This window comes from Mesorhizobium sp. P3_A2, assembly GCF_056403115.1.
The window spans coordinates 367,580-382,922 of record NZ_JBFUGC010000005.1; the positions used below are offsets into that span (position 1 = coordinate 367,580).

At 62.1% G+C, this 15,343-nt stretch carries 16 protein-coding genes; 12 read left to right on the forward strand and 4 right to left on the reverse strand.

The genetic code is table 11. The features are described 5' to 3' along the window. The first annotated feature begins 79 nt into the window (after nt 1-79). Nucleotides 80-1,036, forward strand: a complete 957-nt coding sequence (locus AC1DXM_RS14625) for a phosphate/phosphite/phosphonate ABC transporter substrate-binding protein (protein ID WP_477233676.1) — start codon at nt 80-82, stop codon at nt 1,034-1,036. Nucleotides 1,037-1,046: 10 nt separating this feature from the next. Here AC1DXM_RS14625 and AC1DXM_RS14630 read toward each other — a convergent pair whose 3' ends face one another. From AC1DXM_RS14630 to AC1DXM_RS14640, 3 genes are all read right to left on the reverse strand, one after another. Beyond that, nucleotides 1,047-1,667 carry a TadE/TadG family type IV pilus assembly protein gene (locus tag AC1DXM_RS14630; protein ID WP_477233677.1) on the reverse strand — a complete coding sequence of 207 codons (621 nt, stop codon included), beginning with the start codon at nt 1,665-1,667 and terminating at the stop codon, nt 1,047-1,049. 36 nt (nt 1,668-1,703) lie between these two features. After that, nucleotides 1,704-2,318, reverse strand: coding sequence for a TadE/TadG family type IV pilus assembly protein (locus AC1DXM_RS14635; protein ID WP_246501494.1), 615 nt, complete (start codon nt 2,316-2,318; stop codon nt 1,704-1,706). A gap of 153 nt (nt 2,319-2,471) precedes the next feature. Then, complete coding sequence (locus tag AC1DXM_RS14640) at nt 2,472-2,894, reverse strand: pilus assembly protein N-terminal domain-containing protein (protein WP_352555265.1); 423 nt, start codon at nt 2,892-2,894, stop codon at nt 2,472-2,474. Between the two features lie 354 nt (nt 2,895-3,248). On the opposite strand from AC1DXM_RS14640, the gene AC1DXM_RS14645 reads away from it, so the two are divergent. The 9 genes from AC1DXM_RS14645 (at nt 3,249) to AC1DXM_RS14685 (ending at nt 12,368) form a co-directional block, all read left to right on the forward strand. Further along, a complete protein-coding gene (locus AC1DXM_RS14645) occupies nt 3,249-3,419 on the forward strand; it encodes a Flp family type IVb pilin (protein ID WP_477233678.1) in 171 nt (56 codons plus the stop codon). Between the two features lie 149 nt (nt 3,420-3,568). Then, nucleotides 3,569-4,087, forward strand: coding sequence for an A24 family peptidase (locus AC1DXM_RS14650; RefSeq protein ID WP_112560528.1), 519 nt, complete (start codon nt 3,569-3,571; stop codon nt 4,085-4,087). 197 nt (nt 4,088-4,284) lie between these two features. Beyond that, nucleotides 4,285-5,100, forward strand: a complete 816-nt coding sequence (gene cpaB / locus AC1DXM_RS14655; protein ID WP_477233679.1) for a Flp pilus assembly protein CpaB — start codon at nt 4,285-4,287, stop codon at nt 5,098-5,100. Then, the gene (locus AC1DXM_RS14660) at nt 5,097-6,641 is read left to right on the forward strand and encodes a type II and III secretion system protein family protein (RefSeq protein WP_477233680.1); all 1,545 of its coding nucleotides are present in this window, start codon (nt 5,097-5,099) and stop codon (nt 6,639-6,641) included. The genes cpaB and AC1DXM_RS14660 overlap by 4 nt, the downstream gene beginning before the upstream one ends. 13 nt (nt 6,642-6,654) lie before the next feature. Beyond that, nucleotides 6,655-7,392, forward strand: coding sequence for a CpaD family pilus assembly protein (locus AC1DXM_RS14665; protein WP_477233681.1), 738 nt, complete (start codon nt 6,655-6,657; stop codon nt 7,390-7,392). A gap of 51 nt (nt 7,393-7,443) precedes the next feature. Further along, nucleotides 7,444-8,727: a CpaE/TadZ family protein gene (locus tag AC1DXM_RS14670; RefSeq protein WP_376775146.1), complete on the forward strand. Its 1,284-nt coding sequence runs from the start codon at nt 7,444-7,446 to the stop codon at nt 8,725-8,727. Nucleotides 8,728-8,756: 29 nt separating this feature from the next. Continuing rightward, a complete protein-coding gene (locus AC1DXM_RS14675) occupies nt 8,757-10,268 on the forward strand; it encodes a CpaF family protein (protein WP_477233682.1) in 1,512 nt (503 codons plus the stop codon). A 29-nt stretch (nt 10,269-10,297) separates the two neighbouring features. Then, the gene (locus AC1DXM_RS14680; RefSeq protein WP_192256891.1) at nt 10,298-11,311 is read left to right on the forward strand and encodes a type II secretion system F family protein; all 1,014 of its coding nucleotides are present in this window, start codon (nt 10,298-10,300) and stop codon (nt 11,309-11,311) included. A 40-nt stretch (nt 11,312-11,351) separates the two neighbouring features. Further along, nucleotides 11,352-12,368, forward strand: a complete 1,017-nt coding sequence (locus tag AC1DXM_RS14685; RefSeq protein ID WP_192256893.1) for a type II secretion system F family protein — start codon at nt 11,352-11,354, stop codon at nt 12,366-12,368. A 107-nt stretch (nt 12,369-12,475) separates the two neighbouring features. On the opposite strand, the gene AC1DXM_RS14690 is transcribed toward AC1DXM_RS14685, so the two are convergent. Then, nucleotides 12,476-13,297 (reverse strand): tetratricopeptide repeat protein, encoded by an 822-nt coding sequence (locus AC1DXM_RS14690; protein WP_192256917.1) that lies wholly within the window; start codon nt 13,295-13,297, stop codon nt 12,476-12,478. A gap of 242 nt (nt 13,298-13,539) precedes the next feature. Between AC1DXM_RS14690 and AC1DXM_RS14695 the strand changes: the two genes are divergently transcribed. Both AC1DXM_RS14695 and AC1DXM_RS14700 read left to right on the forward strand, forming a co-directional pair. Beyond that, complete coding sequence (locus AC1DXM_RS14695) at nt 13,540-14,901, forward strand: leucyl aminopeptidase family protein (RefSeq protein WP_477233683.1); 1,362 nt, start codon at nt 13,540-13,542, stop codon at nt 14,899-14,901. 70 nt (nt 14,902-14,971) lie between these two features. Further along, entirely contained in the window at nt 14,972-15,322 is a 351-nt protein-coding gene (locus AC1DXM_RS14700) for a MarR family winged helix-turn-helix transcriptional regulator (RefSeq protein ID WP_142868371.1), read from the forward strand. Nucleotides 15,323-15,343 lie beyond the last annotated feature (21 nt).

The following is a 15,343-nucleotide window of genomic DNA, read 5'->3' on the forward strand; positions in this document are numbered from 1 at the left end:
CGACGGCGGGTAGGCACGGTGCACGCATCCTTGCGAGATGCGGCGCGCTTCGAGGAACGGCGGTACGAGGCATGAAACGATGACACGGGCGGATCTCGCCATAGGGCCGGGTTGGAGGGCATTGGCGACCACCATGGCGTTGCTGGCCTTGCCGCACGCCGCGCACGCCGACTGGCGCGACCAGATCGGGACGTTTCGGATCGGCATCGTTGCCGAGCCGGGCGCAGGCAACACGGTTCCGGGTCTGGCCCGGCTGACAGACGCCTACGGCAAGGCGCTCGGCATGAAGGTGGAATTCGTCGTCGCGCATGACTATGCCGCGCTGATCGAGGCACAGGCCAATGCCCGGATTCAGTACGCGGTCTATTCGGCGACCGCCTACGCCACCGCCTTGGAGCGCTGCGGCTGCGTCGAACCTCTGGTGGCGCCGGTCGATGCCGACGGCGCAACCGGCATCCGCTCCGTGCTTTTGACGCGCGACAGCAAGCTTCCCGATCTTGCAGCCATGCAAACGCACCACATCGCCATGGCGCCTTCCGATAATGTCGGCGGTTCTCTTCTACCGCTCGCCGGGCTGGCCGCCGATGGCATCAAGATCAGCCAGGATGCGCCATTCCTCACTCATGCCGGCTCGGCCGCCGCTGCCGAAGCGATGCTGGTCGATGGCCAGGCCGATGCCGTGTTCGGCTGGGAGCGGGCCGCGGCGGAAAACCGGACGGCAATTGCCGGCGATCAGCCGGCTGATCCGGGCGGCACGGCGGCGCGGCTGGAGGCAGCGGGAATTCCAAAAGCCGCGCTCCAGATCATCTGGACCTCCGGTATGCTGCGATACGGTCCCCACGCCGTCCGCAGCGATCTCGACCCCGAAGCCAAGCGCCGGCTGACCGTCTTGCTTACCAATCTCCGATCGCAGTCGCCGGAAGTCTACGATTTCGTGGAATCGAAACATTCCGGCGGCTTCATATCAGCCGCGGCCGGCGACTATGCGATGGCAACAGCCATCGTGCGCCTGCTGTCGGACAGCAGCGGCCAATAGATCCGGCACTTCAGCAGTTGCTGCAGGGGACGGTCGGGCCCCGGCGCGGCCTGAGGTAATAGGTCTCGCCCATCGTTATCGAGTCGAAGGCCGAGGTCAGACCAAGTCGCTTTTCGCTGTCGGCAGACCAGGTGATGATGGGTTTGTAACCGAGTCTGCTTTCGACGCGGATGAGGAACGTGTCAGCGATCTTGAGCGTGGAGGGAACTGTCGTGATGGTGTCCTTGGCGGCGTCGACGCTATAGGCGCCCTCGACCAGCTTGCGCGACCACACGACCTTTACCTTCGGCGGCGTCTCGGTCGTGACCTGTATCGCCGTGACGATGATCGTCGGCGTTGAGCGGTTGTAGGGCTGCAGGGTCGAGGTACCGATCTTCATGATCGCATCGAGGTCTGCTTGCGTGACCGACGTCTGCTGCGTCACGAGATCCGCAACCATGGAGCCGATGCGGCTGACCTTCTTGCTGGTCTCGATGGCCTGCGACGCCTCCATGGTCACGAAATACATGATGAGCAGCACAGGCACGATGAAGGCGAACTCGATGGCCGCGACGCCGCGGCGATCCGAGCAGAATCGCATCGCTCTTGCCCAGATACTCGAAAACCCCTGATGTGCCCCCGCACGATACATGCCTGTTTCCCTTTAAGCCAAAATAACGCTGCGTTCTCAGTCGTCGAACGGTTCGTTCTGCCAGGTCACCGATGCGAAATGCAGCGTGTTGCCGTCTTTCAGATTGGCCATCGATTTGGCCATGAAATCGGTCATGACCGGCCATTTGTAGAAGACCCGCAGCATGTTCTTCGTTTCCGCCAGGCCCGGCGTCACGGCGAAGCTCATCGAATTCGTGCCTTGCGTCAGCACGATCTCGCCATTGACGATCTTGAAGCCAGCCGTGGCGGCATCGGCAAAGGTCGGATATTCGCGCAGATCCACCAGCAGTCCGGGACAGGTCTTGGCGACCATGATCTCCAGTCTGGTGCAGATGAGGTCCCGGAGCTTGGTTCCGGTCAGGTCGGCCGGCTTCAGCTGGCCGGTGCGCACCTGGCGGGCGACGTCGTCGGTGATGTTGGCCATCACCTCCTGTCCGGCAAATGAAATGCAGCTCTCGAGGATGGCGAAGACGAGAAGCGCAAACGGGATCGCCAGCATGGCGAATTCCATCGCCGTGCTGCCGCGACGATCGCCAAGGAAGCGGCGGGTAAACGTTACGCGTCCTGCCTTGCCCTTCGCGATCTCGCGTCCTGAATCCTCGTCTAAACGCCCGTCCAAAACGTCGCCCATGTCACGTCCCTGCCGATCCTGATGCGGTACCGTCAGCAACATTAGCGAGAACCCATTGAGGTCCGGTTTGGATGACCGTTAAATTCGATGGGAAGGCATTAACCCGCCGCTAACCGAAGCAAAATTTCGGGAAACTGCTAGCAGCCCAGGCGCTTACTGGCCGGCGCTCATTTCGGCTTCGGAGGCCTTCTCCGACTCGCTCTTGAACGAGCTCTCGCAATAGGGCGTGCAGGACATGGTCTGTACCGAAGCGCGCCTGTATATACGCACCGACGACGCGTCCTGGCGCACCACCGTCACCTGCTCGTCGATGATTGGGCTGCCCTCCTGGTCGAGGACAACCAGATTGGTGACACCGAACCCCTTGCCCGTCAGCACGATCGTCGATGCATCCTGGACGGAGGCGTCGGCAATCGCCGGATTGCCGACAACGATAGTGTCGGCTGGGCGTGTCAGTTTGACGATCTTGGCCTGGTTCATCGTCACTTCGATGCCGGCTCCGGCCTTGGCCGGCAGCACAAAAGCCGGAACGGCGAGAAGCGCGGCAAGCAGGAATGACGATTTCATGGCGGTCATCGAGGCGCTCCACGGCAAACTTGTTCAACGGAACATGAAGGAGATTGGTGAACCAACGGTTAAGCCGATGACCGGGCCTGGGATATCCGCGGGCATTTTGCCACTGGCTAATATAAAGAGCGTCCTGCCGATAGCCTTGAAGCTCCAGCTTTCGCGGCCTTTTCACGGGTAGGCGAGCCGCTGTTCGGCGTTTAGTTTACGGTTAACCACGCAAGCTGTTCGAGGCGCGAAAGGAATCGGTAAGGCTGTTTATTAAGCCGATTGAAAGAGCTTCTCCCTAGATTGGCAGCATCCGATCAACCACCACACAGAAGTTGACGGAAGTGCTGTAACACGTGGAGTAGGAGCTCTCGAATGTCTAATCTCATCGCACGTTTCGTGAAGGACGAGTCCGGCGCGACCGCTATCGAATACGGTCTGATCGCCGCTCTCATCGCGCTTGCCATCATGGTCGGTGCTGGTTCGCTCGGCAACGCCCTGAACAACAAGTTCACCGAGATCGCCGGCAAGGTGAGTGGTTCGTAATACCCCTGGTTGCTTTAGAGATAAGGGCCGCCTGATTGGCGGCCCCTATTTCATCGCGTCGGGCGATTTCGAGTACCCAGTCTCATCGATCGTTAATCGTATATGTCTAGGCTGAGGCTGGATACAGTTGGCAACAGGGTGCCGCACCCATGCTCGAAGCGTTGATCTTCGTCGTCTTTCCTTTTTGCATGCTCTTCGCCGCGATCTCCGACATGCTGTCGATGACGATCGCCAACCGCGTACCGGTGTTGCTGCTGGCGGTGTTTGCCCTGGTTGCGCCGTTGACGGGCATGGACTGGGCAACCTATGGCTGGCATTTCGCTGCCGGCGCCCTGGTGCTGGCTGTGACATTCGGTCTGTTTGCGCTTGGCGGCATGGGGGGCGGCGACGCCAAGCTGCTCGCCGGCACCGCCGTCTGGATGGGGTTCAACCCTCACCTTGTCGAGTATCTCGTGATCTCGACGTTCATCGGTGGTCTGCTGACGCTCGCCATCCTTCTCTATCGGAAATCGCCGCTGGCGACTTATACCAGCCACAATCCGTTCCTGCGCCATTTCGCCGACGACACGACTGGCGTTCCCTACGGCATTGCACTCGGCATTGGCGGGTTGCTGACCTATCCGGATTCACCTTTGATGGTCTGGGCATTGGCAAGGCTGGCGACCTGATACAGCGAACCTCTCCGGCATCGATGAAAAGAGGCGGCTTGGCCGCCTTTTTGTTTGTCGCAGCGTTGGATGTGTCCAATTTATGTAAACCTTAAATTAATCACGATCGTAAGCATTACATTAACCTTGTTTTGACGATTGCCGCTGCAAAGTCCGGCCTGGATAGGTGGTTTGCCTAAAGGCGAGGGTTCGGACAGATGCCAGCATCCCGACTGATCATTCTGGGCGTGGCGGTGGCTGCGGCGGGTGGTGCAGGTTACGTTGCCAAGAACATGGTGGCGGTCTCGCCGCCCCAACAGGTCGTCGTCGACGCGCCTCAGGCGCCTGCAATCGCCTTGCAGGATGTCCTCGTGCTTTCCGGCGACGTCGCCATGGGCAGTCCGCTTGAGAACAACATCAGCTGGGAGTCCTGGCCGGCCGAAGGGATCAACGCGAATTTCATCACCCGCGCCGTCGAACCCGACGCGCTGGAGAAGCTGAAAGGCTCTGTTGCCCGCGTCGCAATGTACACCGGCGAGCCGTTGCGGCGCTCCAAGCTGATCGGCGAGGGGCAGAGCTTCATGTCGTCGATCCTGCCCACCGGCATGCGCGCCGTCGCCACCGCGATCTCGGCCGATACGTCGGCAGGCGGCTTTATCCTGCCCAACGATTTTGTCGACGTCATCATGACCCGCAGATCCGACACCGGCAACGCCGGCAGCGGATTCACCACAGAAACCATCCTCAAGAACATCCGCGTCCTGGCGATCGACCAGACCATCCAGGAGGACGAGGAAGGCAAGAAGACCAGGGTCGGACAGACGGCGACGCTGGAGCTGACGCCGCAGCAGGCCGAGATCATCACTGTCGCCCAGCAGATGGCCGATCGTCTGACGCTGGCACTGCGTTCGATCACCGACAACAAGGAAAAACATACGGATGAGGCCGACTACCTCGTTTCCGGCAATGGGCGGCGCGGAACGGTGCGGTTGATCAAATCGGGCGAAGTTTCCGAAGTAGGGGCAAGGAAATGAGGTTAATCGCTAAACTGCCGGTCACCATGGCTGCGGCAATCGGCCTGCTTTTCCTCGGAGCCCATGCAAGTGGCCTCCTCGAGGCCAAGGCCGCCGGCAAGAGGGCCGGGGTCACGGCTTCGACTGCCACGCAACGCGTCAAGCTCGGCCTCAACAAATCGGTGGTCATCGACCTGCCAAGCGACGCCTACGACATTCTTGTCGCCAACCCCGCGGTCGCCGATGCGGTGACACGCACGGCAAGGCGCATCTATCTGTTCGGCAAGGCAGTGGGCGAAACCAACATCTTCGTCTTCGGTCCCAATGGCGAGCAGATCGTCAGTCTGGACCTGGCCGTCGAACGCGACGTCGCCGGGTTGGACGACTATCTCAAGCGCTTTCTGCCGACGGCCGACATCAAGGTCGAGTTGCTGAACGACAACGTCGTCCTGACCGGCACGGTGGATACGCCGCTCGATGCCAAACGCGCCGTCGATCTGGCAACCATCTTCGTGTCCGGCGGTGAAGCGACGACCGGCCAGTATTCGCAGACCGCGGCCGGTGGCAATGCCAATGGCGGCGTCGACATCAACAATCCGGATGCCGAGCGCCGGGTCTCGAAGATCGTCAACCTGCTGCAGATCATCGGCGACGACCAGGTGACGCTGAAGGTGACCGTGGCCGAAGTCAGCCGCTCGGTGATGAAGCAGCTCGGCGTCAATATGGTCGGCAACGGCAGCATCGACGGCATTTCCTACGGTGCGCTGAGTTCGCCCAGCTACGGGCTGGGCAAACCGCTTTCGCAGAATTCGGGGCTGAATCTGCTGGGTGACGGGAAAGGCAATGGCCTTCAAGCCTACATCAACGCCATGGAGCAAAGCGGCGTCATGAAGACGCTTGCCGAACCGACCCTCACGGCGGTTTCGGGCGAGAAGGCAACGTTCAGGGCCGGCGGCGAATTCAATCTTATCACCGCACGTACGAACAACGTTTCGACCGACAACCAGACCGGCCAGGTAACCTACACCAACGAAAAGCTCGAATACGGCATAGGCCTCGAGTTCCAGCCCGTTGTGCTGTCGGCGGGCCGGATCAGCCTCAAGGTCAGGACCTCCGTGTCGGAGCCGACCATGGAAGGTGCGACCACCCTGGAGGGCGCCGCCAACTTGCCCGGCACGACGCTCCTGTCGATCCGCAAGAGGCTTGCCGACACCACCGTCGAATTGCCGTCAGGCGGCTCGATGATGATCGCCGGCCTGGTTCGCGACGACGTCCGCCAGGCGGTCTCGGGTCTGCCCGGCCTTGCCAAGATCCCGGTGCTCGGCACGTTGTTCCGCAGCCGCGATTTCGTCCGCAACGAAAGCGAGCTGGTGATCATCATCACGCCCTATCTGGCGCGGCCGGTGGCGCGCAACGACCTGGCCAAGCCGGACGACAATTTCAACGCCGCCGGCGATGGCCCGGCCATGTTCCTTGGCCGCGTCAACCGCGTCTACGGCACCATGCAGACCGACAAGCCCAACGGCCGCTATCACGGCGTTGTCGGCTTCATCTACAAGTAAGCGGGGAGCGGACATGTCTCAGTCAGCATCGAAGGCAATGGCGGTCGCCGCAACAGTGCGGTCCGATGGTGCCCGGATCCGCCGATCGGCAATACCGATCCTGGCGATCGCGATCGCGGCCTCGCTCGCCGGTTGCGCCAAGCGCGACAGCATCACGGTTGGGGCAATCCCCGATGACTATCGCACCACGCATCCGATCGTCATTGCCGAGAAGAACCAGAAGATCGACCTTCCGGTCGGCGCCGGTGATCGCGGCATGACCGGCTCGCAGCGCGATACGCTTCTCGGCTTCCTCGACGGCTACGACAAGAGCGCTGCCCCGGCGCTGACGATCGCAACCCCGATCGGCTCGGCCAACGAGGTGGCAGCGACTGCCGCGGCGCGCGATTTCGCCAGGCTGGCGGTTGCCAGCGGCATCAAGCGAAACCGGATCGTCGTTACCTCCTATCAGTCGGTTTCCCCGGAAGCCTCGGCGCCTATCCGCGTCTCCTATATTTCGGTGAGGGCCCAGACCGACAAATGCGGGCGCTGGCCCGGGGACTTGTTCGAGACCTCGGAAAACAAGCACTACGCCGATTACGGCTGCTCGTCTCAGAACAACCTCGCCGCACAGCTCGCCAATCCGACCGATCTGCTGGGGCCAAGAAAGTCGACCGATATCGACGCCGAGAACCGCGGTGCGGTGATCGACGTCTATCGCGGTAGGGGTATTTCGGACGAGTTCCTCGGCAATTCGGAAGTGACGTACTAGGAGCGCCAGTCCCGCGAGACCGGAAAGAGAAGTCACGGAAAGAGCATGACGATGAGCAATCTTGCCTATGACGCGCCCGTAGACGGCGGCGACAGCTCGCAATCAGATATTGCCGCGATGCAGGCGCTGCGGCCGGTCCCACGTATTTCGATCCAGGCATTTTGCGAGACCGAAGGTGTCGCGCATCCGGTGGAGCGGGCCGGCGAGGACCGCCGCATGGCGAAGGCGCATCTGAAAGTGCATATGGGCGGCATCGCCACGGCAATCGAATTCTACCAGTCGGCGCCCACGCCGAACCTGATCCTGCTGGAATCACGCAGCGAACCGAAGCAATTGCTGGAGCAGCTTGCCCAGCTTTCCGAATATTGCGATCCCTCCTCGAAAGTCGTGGTGATCGGCCACTACAACGATGTCGGGCTTTACCGCGAACTTATCCGCTTCGGTATTTCCGAATATGTCATCGCGCCGGTGTCGATGGCCGATGTCGTCTCCGTGGTGTCGTCGATCTTCGTCGATCCGGAGGCCGAGCCGATCGGCCGCTCGATTGCCTTCATCGGCGCCAAGGGCGGCGTCGGCTCCTCGACCATCGCCCACAATGTGGCGTGGGCGATGTCATCACTGTTCAAGTCGGAAGTGGTCGTCGCCGATCTCGACCTGGCTTTCGGGACGGCCAACATAAATTTCGACCAGGACCCGGCGCAAGGCATCGCCGAAGCCGTGTTTTCGCCCGAACGCGTCGACGAGGTCTATCTCGACCGGTTGCTTGCCCAGTGCGCCGAGCATCTGTCGTTGCTTGCTGCGCCCTCCACTCTGGAGCGGGTCTACGACTTCGATCCCGAGGCCTTCACACAACTCATCGACACCGCGCAGCGCAGCGTGCCGCTGCTGGTGCTCGACGTCCCCCATGTCTGGACTGGCTGGACCAAGAACACACTGATGAAGGCCGACGAGATCGTCATCACGGCGACACCGGAACTGGCCAATCTGCGCAACACCAAGAATATGGTCGATATGCTGACGCGGCTTCGCCCGAACGATGCGCCGCCGAAGCTCATCATCAATCAGGCCGGGGTGCCGAAACGACCCGAAATATCAGCTTCCGACTTCGCCGAGCCGCTCGGCATCACGCCGATGTCGGTGATCGCCTTCGACCCGTTGCTGTTTGGAAACGCCGCCAACAACGGTCGCATGCTGGGCGAGATGGATGCCAAGAGCCCGGTCGTCGGGATGATCAATGAAATCGCGCATGTGCTGACCGGTCGCAGCGAAATCAAGGCCAAGAAGAAGGCAGGCCTTGGCGGCCTGCTCGGCAAGCTCTCGCGTAACAAGAAATGACGCTTCTCAAGCGGAATTGGTAGTCGATCATGTTTGGTAAAAGAGGCTCCGACGACGGTAGCCGGTCCACCCCGGAATTCCGTCATCCAGCACCGCCGCCAGCGGCGCCGGCGGCTGCAAAGCCCGCGGACACGGCCGTTCTTTCCCGGCCCGCCGCAGCGTCGCCGTCTGCTGCGCCGGCAATGCCGCCCGCTCGCCGTGCTGTTGAGGCGCCGCCAATAGCGCCGGAGCCGGTAAGAAAGGTCCAGCGCGAACGCAGCGAGACCTACTACGACACCAAGAGTCAGGTCTTCTCCGCGCTTATCGACACCATCGACCTGTCGCAGCTCGCCAAGCTCGATCCCGAGAGCGCGCGCGAGGAAATCCGCGATATCGTCAACGACATCATCGCCATCAAAAATTTCGCAATGTCGATTGCCGAGCAGGAAGAGCTGCTCGAAGACATCTGCAACGACGTGCTGGGCTACGGCCCGCTGGAGCCGTTGCTTGCCCGCGACGATATCGCCGACATCATGGTCAACGGCTCCAAGAACGTCTACATCGAAGTCAACGGCAAGGTCGAACAGACCGGCATCCGCTTCCGCGACAATCAGCAACTGCTCAACATCTGCCAGCGCATCGTCAGCCAGGTTGGCCGCCGCGTCGACGAATCGAGCCCGATCTGCGACGCCCGCCTGCCCGACGGTTCCCGCGTCAATGTCATCGCCCCGCCGCTGTCCATCGACGGCACCGCGCTCACCATCCGCAAGTTCAAGAAGGACAAGCTGACGCTCGATCAGCTGGTCAAGTTCGGCGCCATCTCGCCGCAGGGCGCCGAGATCCTCAAGATCATCGGCCGCGTCCGCTGCAACATCGTCATCTCCGGCGGTACCGGCTCCGGCAAGACGACGCTGCTCAACTGCCTGACCAACTATATCGACCGCGAGGAACGCGTCATCACCTGCGAGGACTCGGCCGAGCTGCAACTGCAGCAGCCGCATGTGGTGCGTCTCGAAACCCGCCCGCCCAATCTCGAGGGCGAAGGCGAGGTGACCATGCGCGACCTAGTCAAGAACTGCCTGCGCATGCGGCCCGAACGCATCATCGTCGGCGAAGTGCGCGGACCGGAGGTTTTCGACCTGCTACAGGCGATGAACACCGGCCATGACGGTTCGATGGGAACGATCCACTCCAACAGCCCGCGCGAATGCCTGAACCGTATCGAATCGATGATCGCCATGGGAGGCTATTCATTGCCACAGAAGACTGTGCGCGAAATCGTCGTCGGCTCCATCGATGTCATCATCCAGGCAGCACGCCTTCGCGACGGGTCGCGCCGCATCACCCACATCACCGAGGTGATCGGCATGGAAGGCGACGTCATCATCACGCAGGATCTCGTGCTCTATAACATCAAGGGCGAGGACTCGAACGGCAGGCTGCTGGGCGAGCATGTGTCGACCGGCATTGGCCGTCCGCATTTTTGGGATCGTGCCCGCTACTATGGCGAGGAACAGCGCCTCGCCAATGCGCTGGAATCGATGGAGAAACGCGCTGACTGACGCATCTGGAGGCGTGGGGACCAAGGTTGATGTTCGGAATTGACACCACCGTACTGGCGTTCATCGTGCTCGCCGGCTTCAGCGCCGGCGCGGTCGCCTATGCCTTCCTGTTCACCCAGATGAACAACGAGAAGCAGGCCGGCAAGCGGCTCGAGACGATCAAAGCCGCCGAGACCGATCGTTCGGTCGTCAAGGCTTCACGCGACCGTGTCGCGGAGGCGGCCAAGCGGCGCAAATCCGTCCAGGATTCACTGAAACAGCTCGACGAAAAGCAGAAGACCACCGAACGCGTTGTCAAGAAGCCGCCGCTGAAGGCCCTGCTCCGTCAGGCCGGCATGCAGGTCTCGATTGAGCGTTTCTATCTCTACTCCCTCTTTTGCGGCATCGCGCTGACGGCGCTTGCCTATTTCGCAGGCGCGCCGCTGCTGGTCTTGCCAGGCGCGCTGCTGGCCGGCGCGCTCGGCCTGCCCCGCTGGTTCGTCTCGTTTCGCCGCGCGCGCCGGGTCAAGGCGTTCCTCAACGAATTTCCCAACGCCCTCGACATCATAGTGCGCGCCGTCAAGTCCGGCCTGCCGCTCAACGACGCCATTCGCCTGATCGCCAATGAATCGCCGGAGCCGGTCAAGACCGAGTTCCGCCGCATCGTCGATTCACAGCAGGTTGGCATGTCCATCCCCGATGCCACCTTGCGCATGGCCGAAACCATGCCATGCAGCGAGGCAAGCTTTTTTGGCATCGTCATCCAGATCCAGTCGCAGGCCGGCGGCAATCTCTCCGAGGCGCTGGGCAACCTTTCGCGCGTGCTTCGCGACCGCAAGAAGATGAAGGCCAAGGTCCAGGCGCTGTCGATGGAAGCGAAGGCGTCGGCCGTCATCATCGGCGCTCTGCCTTTCGTCGTCGCCCTTCTCGTCTACCTGTCGAGCCCGAATTACATCATGCCGCTGTTCACCACCAGCACCGGCAATCTGATCCTCGGCTGTTCCGGCGTCTGGATGTCTATCGGCATTCTGGTGATGCGCAAGATGATGAACTTTGAGGTTTAGGCCCGACTTCGGAAAGCTCGAACGAAAAGACTGAAAACGAATGACCGACCAAGTCGTCAAATCGCTGACCGATCCCGCCTTCCTGATCGCATTGTTGGTCGGCATCGCGGTGTTCGCGACCGTCTTCACGGTGCTGCCGGCCCTGGGTGGCAACCAGCTCAAGGCACGCATGAAATCGGTGGCGCTGGAGCGGGACGAGCTGCGCGCCAAGCAGCGCGCGCGGCTGGCCAACGAAGCCGATCGGCGCCGCAAGGGCCTGCGCGAGGAACAGTCTATCGGCATGCGCAACATCGTCGACAGGCTGGACCTCCGGCGTGCGCTGGCCGATGAAGGCACGCTGCAGAAGCTCAAAGTGGCGGGCTTTCGTGGCCAGAACCCGCTGACGCGGTTCCTGTTTTTCCGCCTGGTCCTGCCTTTTGTCGGTTTCGCGCTGGCGGCGATCTATCTGTTCGTGCTCGGCGGGCTGCCGGATCGGCCGGCTTTCGTGAAGCTGTTCGTCTGCATCCTTGTCGCCTATGCCGGTTTCTACGCGCCGATCCTTTACGTCAACAACCGTGCCGCCAAACGCAAGCAGTCGATCCAGCAGGCGTGGCCGGACGCGCTCGACCTGATGCTGATCTGCGTCGAGTCGGGCATGTCGGTAGAGGCTGCAATGCGCAGGGTCGCCGATGAGATCGGCTCGCAGTCGGTGGCGTTGGCGGAGGAGTTCGTGCTGACCAATGCCGAACTCTCTTATCTGCAGGAGCGCAAGCAGGCTTATGAAAACCTCGCGGCTCGTACCGGCCTGGAATCGGTGAAGTCGGTGTCCCAGGCGCTGGTTCAGGCCGAGCGCTACGGCACGCCCGTGGCGCACGCATTACGCGTGCTGGCCTCGGAAAGTCGCGACATGCGCATGAATGCCGCCGAGAAGAAGGCCGCAGCCCTGCCGCCGAAGCTCACCGTGCCGATGATCCTGTTTTTCCTGCCGGTGTTGTTCGCCATCATTCTTGGACCAGCCGGCATTCAGGTCAGCCAGCGCGGCATCTTCGGCGACCAGCACAATTCCTCGAGCCAGTAGGCTTCGTTGCGGCCATACCAAAGAGCCGGGTTGCCGATGCAATGCGGCTCTCGGTTTTCAGCTTTGATGTGGATGGATCTTGCGCTGCGCGGAGATGTGTTCGGCGCTCAGTTGGTCGCCGGCTTGTCCTTGTCCTGATCCTTGAGCTGGCTCCAAGCGTTCTGCTGGGCAAGCATCTGGCGAAGGTAGGCCACATTGGCTTGTGCCTGTTCGGGCGAAAGCTCCTGCGAGGCGATCTTCTCGGCCTCGTCGAAACGGCCCTGAAGACCCACGACCAGCGCCAGGTTCTGGCGCACCCGGCTGTCGGCGTTCGGTTGCTGGGCGGCCGAGCGCATATAGGTCTCAGCGGTGCGCAGATCGCCTTCCAGTACATAGGACATGCCGAGATTGGAAAGGATCGAAGGCTCATTTGGCTTGAGGTCCAGCGCCTTGCGGTAATCCTGGCGCGCTTCATCCTTCTGGCCGATCTGGTCGAGGATGGCGGCCTCCGCCGACATCAGCCGCCAGTCCGGATATTCCGGCGTCTGCGCCCGGCGCACGGCGTCGAGCGCGGACTCGAACTGGCCATTGGCGGCGAGGGCCTTGCCATAAGCGGCGAGCACGTCGCGATCCTTGGGGTAGGCGATCGCGAGCTTACGCATCACGGCAAGCGACTGGTCGGCATCGCCGTCCATCTGCAACGCCGCCGCAAAATTTGTCGCCAGCCGCTTGTCGTTGGGATTCTTTGCGTAGGATTCGCCAAGTCGCGTGGTCGCGCCGTGCAACTCGTTGGCCGACATGGTTTCCAGCGGTTTGCCGCTGGTGCGCCCGATCGAGCCGGTCGTAAGCTTGCTGGTTCCGCACCCGGCAACACCGGCCGCGAGCGCCATCAGCAACGCCGTGGTGACCACCCGTTTGCCCGTGACGTTCATCCTGCGGTTGGTCGGCATCGGCACGGGGCTCTCCATTCCTGGGCGCGGCCATTGCATGGCCGTCTTCATTCCCCCAGAAATATTCTGTTAACCCTAACGGATAGTTAAAAAGCGGCCCGTTGAGATCGGTACGCGGCCCGCCGGAAGCCATTGGCTTGGCATTTTCCTATGCCTGGCCTCTGTGCATAGAGGTTGAAATCATTCGACGTCCCTGTCAGGTGACTTGGGGGCGACTTGCAAGCCTGCGCGGAGACCATCGAATGCCCGTCGAACTCGTCGAGACACTAAACACTGCCTTGCCCGTCCACCTGGTCGCGAGGGATGGCCTGGAGGCCTTGGGGCTTTCGCCTTCCACGATCACCTGGGCGGCCGCCAACGGCTTTTCCGGCGAAGCCGGCAGGACACTCACCGTGCCCGGCGAAAACGGCGTGCTTGCCGGCGCCCTTTTCGGCATCGGCGAAGGCGAGGGCGCGCTGGCCATAGGTGCGCTGGCGAGAGCCCTGCCGGAGGGCGACTGGCACCTTGGCTCGGCGCATGCCGAGCCGGAACTCTCGGCTATAGCCCTGGTTCTCGGCGGCTATGTCTTCACCCGATACGGCAAGAAGCCAGCCAAGGCATTGCGCTTTGCGCTGCCGTCCGGCGCCGATGCGGGCCGTGTCCGCCGCATCGCCGAAGGCGTCTTCCTGACGCGCGATCTCGTCAATACGCCGACCAGTGACATGGGACCGGACGAGTTGGAAAAGGCCGTGCGGACCTTGGCGGCGACACACAAGGCCGAGGTGTCGGTGATCAAGGGCGACGATCTCTTGAAGCAGAATTTTCCGATGATTCATGCGGTCGGCCGCGCCTCTGTCGGCACGCCGCGCCTGATCGACATGATTTGGGGACGGGCCGATGCGCCGAAGGTGACGCTGGTCGGCAAGGGCGTCTGTTTCGACACAGGCGGTCTCGACATCAAGCCGTCGTCTGGCATGCTGTTGATGAAGAAGGATATGGGCGGCGCCGCCAATGTGCTGGGCTTGGCCTCGATGATCATGGCCGCCAGGCTGAAGGTCCGGCTGCGCGTCCTGATCCCGGCGGTCGAGAACTCGATTGCCGGCAATGCTTTCCGGCCTGGCGATGTGCTGACCAGCCGCAAGGGCATCACCGTCGAGATCGGCAACACCGACGCCGAAGGGCGGCTGGTGCTGGCTGATGCGCTGGCGCTGGCCGATGATGAGGAGCCTGAACTGTTGATCGACATGGCGACGCTGACCGGGGCCGCGCGCGTCGCGCTCGGTCCCGACCTGCCGCCTTTCTACACCGGCGACGAAGCGCTGGCGTCCGAATTGGTGGCGGCCTCCGTTGCCGTCGAGGATCCGTTGTGGCGCATGCCGCTGTGGCGGCCCTACGATGCCAGGCTGGCCTCGAAGATCGCCGACATCAACAATGTCACCACCGACGGCTTTGCCGGTTCGGTCACCGCGGCGCTGTTCCTGAAACGCTTTGTCGAGCGGACGCCGGGCTGGGCGCATTTCGACATCTTTGCCTGGAATCCGTCCGACCGCCCCTACGGCCCTGCCGGCGGCGAGGCGCAAGGCATCCGCGCGCTGGAGCGGATCATTTCGAGGCGCTATGCCTGAGGTCGTGAGGCATAGTGCACGGCCTCCAAACTGAAACGGAACCGAAACAATTTGCCGTCATGCTCGGGCGATGTCGATTTCGATGCGTCCGAGCCAGGCGATGCGACTGTGGCAGCAGGTGATGCTGTCGCAGGTGCGCGATAACGCGCCCGATCTCACCATGCGCCAGACGGCGATCCTGTTCACCATCTATCTTGACCCGCCGCCGCACACCGTGCGCGGGTTGGCAGCCCGCCTCAACGTCACCAAGCCGGTCATCACCCGCGCGCTCGATACGATGGGCGCGCTGAAGCTTGTGTCGCGCCATCGCGACGAGCTCGACAAGCGCAACGTGCTGATCCGGCGCACGGTCGAAGGCGCGCTCTTTGTCGAGCGCTTCGGCGATGGTATCGTTGCCCGAGCGCATGAGCTGCCCATCTGACCATACCCAATAGCTGGATTG

Coding starts and splice junctions, on each gene's coding strand:
- AC1DXM_RS14625 (WP_477233676.1), top strand. CDS start 80: ATGACACGGGCGGATCTCGCCATAGGGCCGGGTTGGAGGGCATTGGCG.
- AC1DXM_RS14630 (WP_477233677.1), bottom strand. CDS start 1,667: ATGTATCGTGCGGGGGCACATCAGGGGTTTTCGAGTATCTGGGCAAGA.
- AC1DXM_RS14635 (WP_246501494.1), bottom strand. CDS start 2,318: ATGGGCGACGTTTTGGACGGGCGTTTAGACGAGGATTCAGGACGCGAG.
- AC1DXM_RS14640 (WP_352555265.1), bottom strand. CDS start 2,894: ATGACCGCCATGAAATCGTCATTCCTGCTTGCCGCGCTTCTCGCCGTT.
- AC1DXM_RS14645 (WP_477233678.1), top strand. CDS start 3,249: ATGTCTAATCTCATCGCACGTTTCGTGAAGGACGAGTCCGGCGCGACC.
- AC1DXM_RS14650 (WP_112560528.1), top strand. CDS start 3,569: ATGCTCGAAGCGTTGATCTTCGTCGTCTTTCCTTTTTGCATGCTCTTC.
- cpaB (WP_477233679.1), top strand. CDS start 4,285: ATGCCAGCATCCCGACTGATCATTCTGGGCGTGGCGGTGGCTGCGGCG.
- AC1DXM_RS14660 (WP_477233680.1), top strand. CDS start 5,097: ATGAGGTTAATCGCTAAACTGCCGGTCACCATGGCTGCGGCAATCGGC.
- AC1DXM_RS14665 (WP_477233681.1), top strand. CDS start 6,655: ATGTCTCAGTCAGCATCGAAGGCAATGGCGGTCGCCGCAACAGTGCGG.
- AC1DXM_RS14670 (WP_376775146.1), top strand. CDS start 7,444: ATGAGCAATCTTGCCTATGACGCGCCCGTAGACGGCGGCGACAGCTCG.
- AC1DXM_RS14675 (WP_477233682.1), top strand. CDS start 8,757: ATGTTTGGTAAAAGAGGCTCCGACGACGGTAGCCGGTCCACCCCGGAA.
- AC1DXM_RS14680 (WP_192256891.1), top strand. CDS start 10,298: ATGTTCGGAATTGACACCACCGTACTGGCGTTCATCGTGCTCGCCGGC.
- AC1DXM_RS14685 (WP_192256893.1), top strand. CDS start 11,352: ATGACCGACCAAGTCGTCAAATCGCTGACCGATCCCGCCTTCCTGATC.
- AC1DXM_RS14690 (WP_192256917.1), bottom strand. CDS start 13,297: ATGCCGACCAACCGCAGGATGAACGTCACGGGCAAACGGGTGGTCACC.
- AC1DXM_RS14695 (WP_477233683.1), top strand. CDS start 13,540: ATGCCCGTCGAACTCGTCGAGACACTAAACACTGCCTTGCCCGTCCAC.
- AC1DXM_RS14700 (WP_142868371.1), top strand. CDS start 14,972: ATGTCGATTTCGATGCGTCCGAGCCAGGCGATGCGACTGTGGCAGCAG.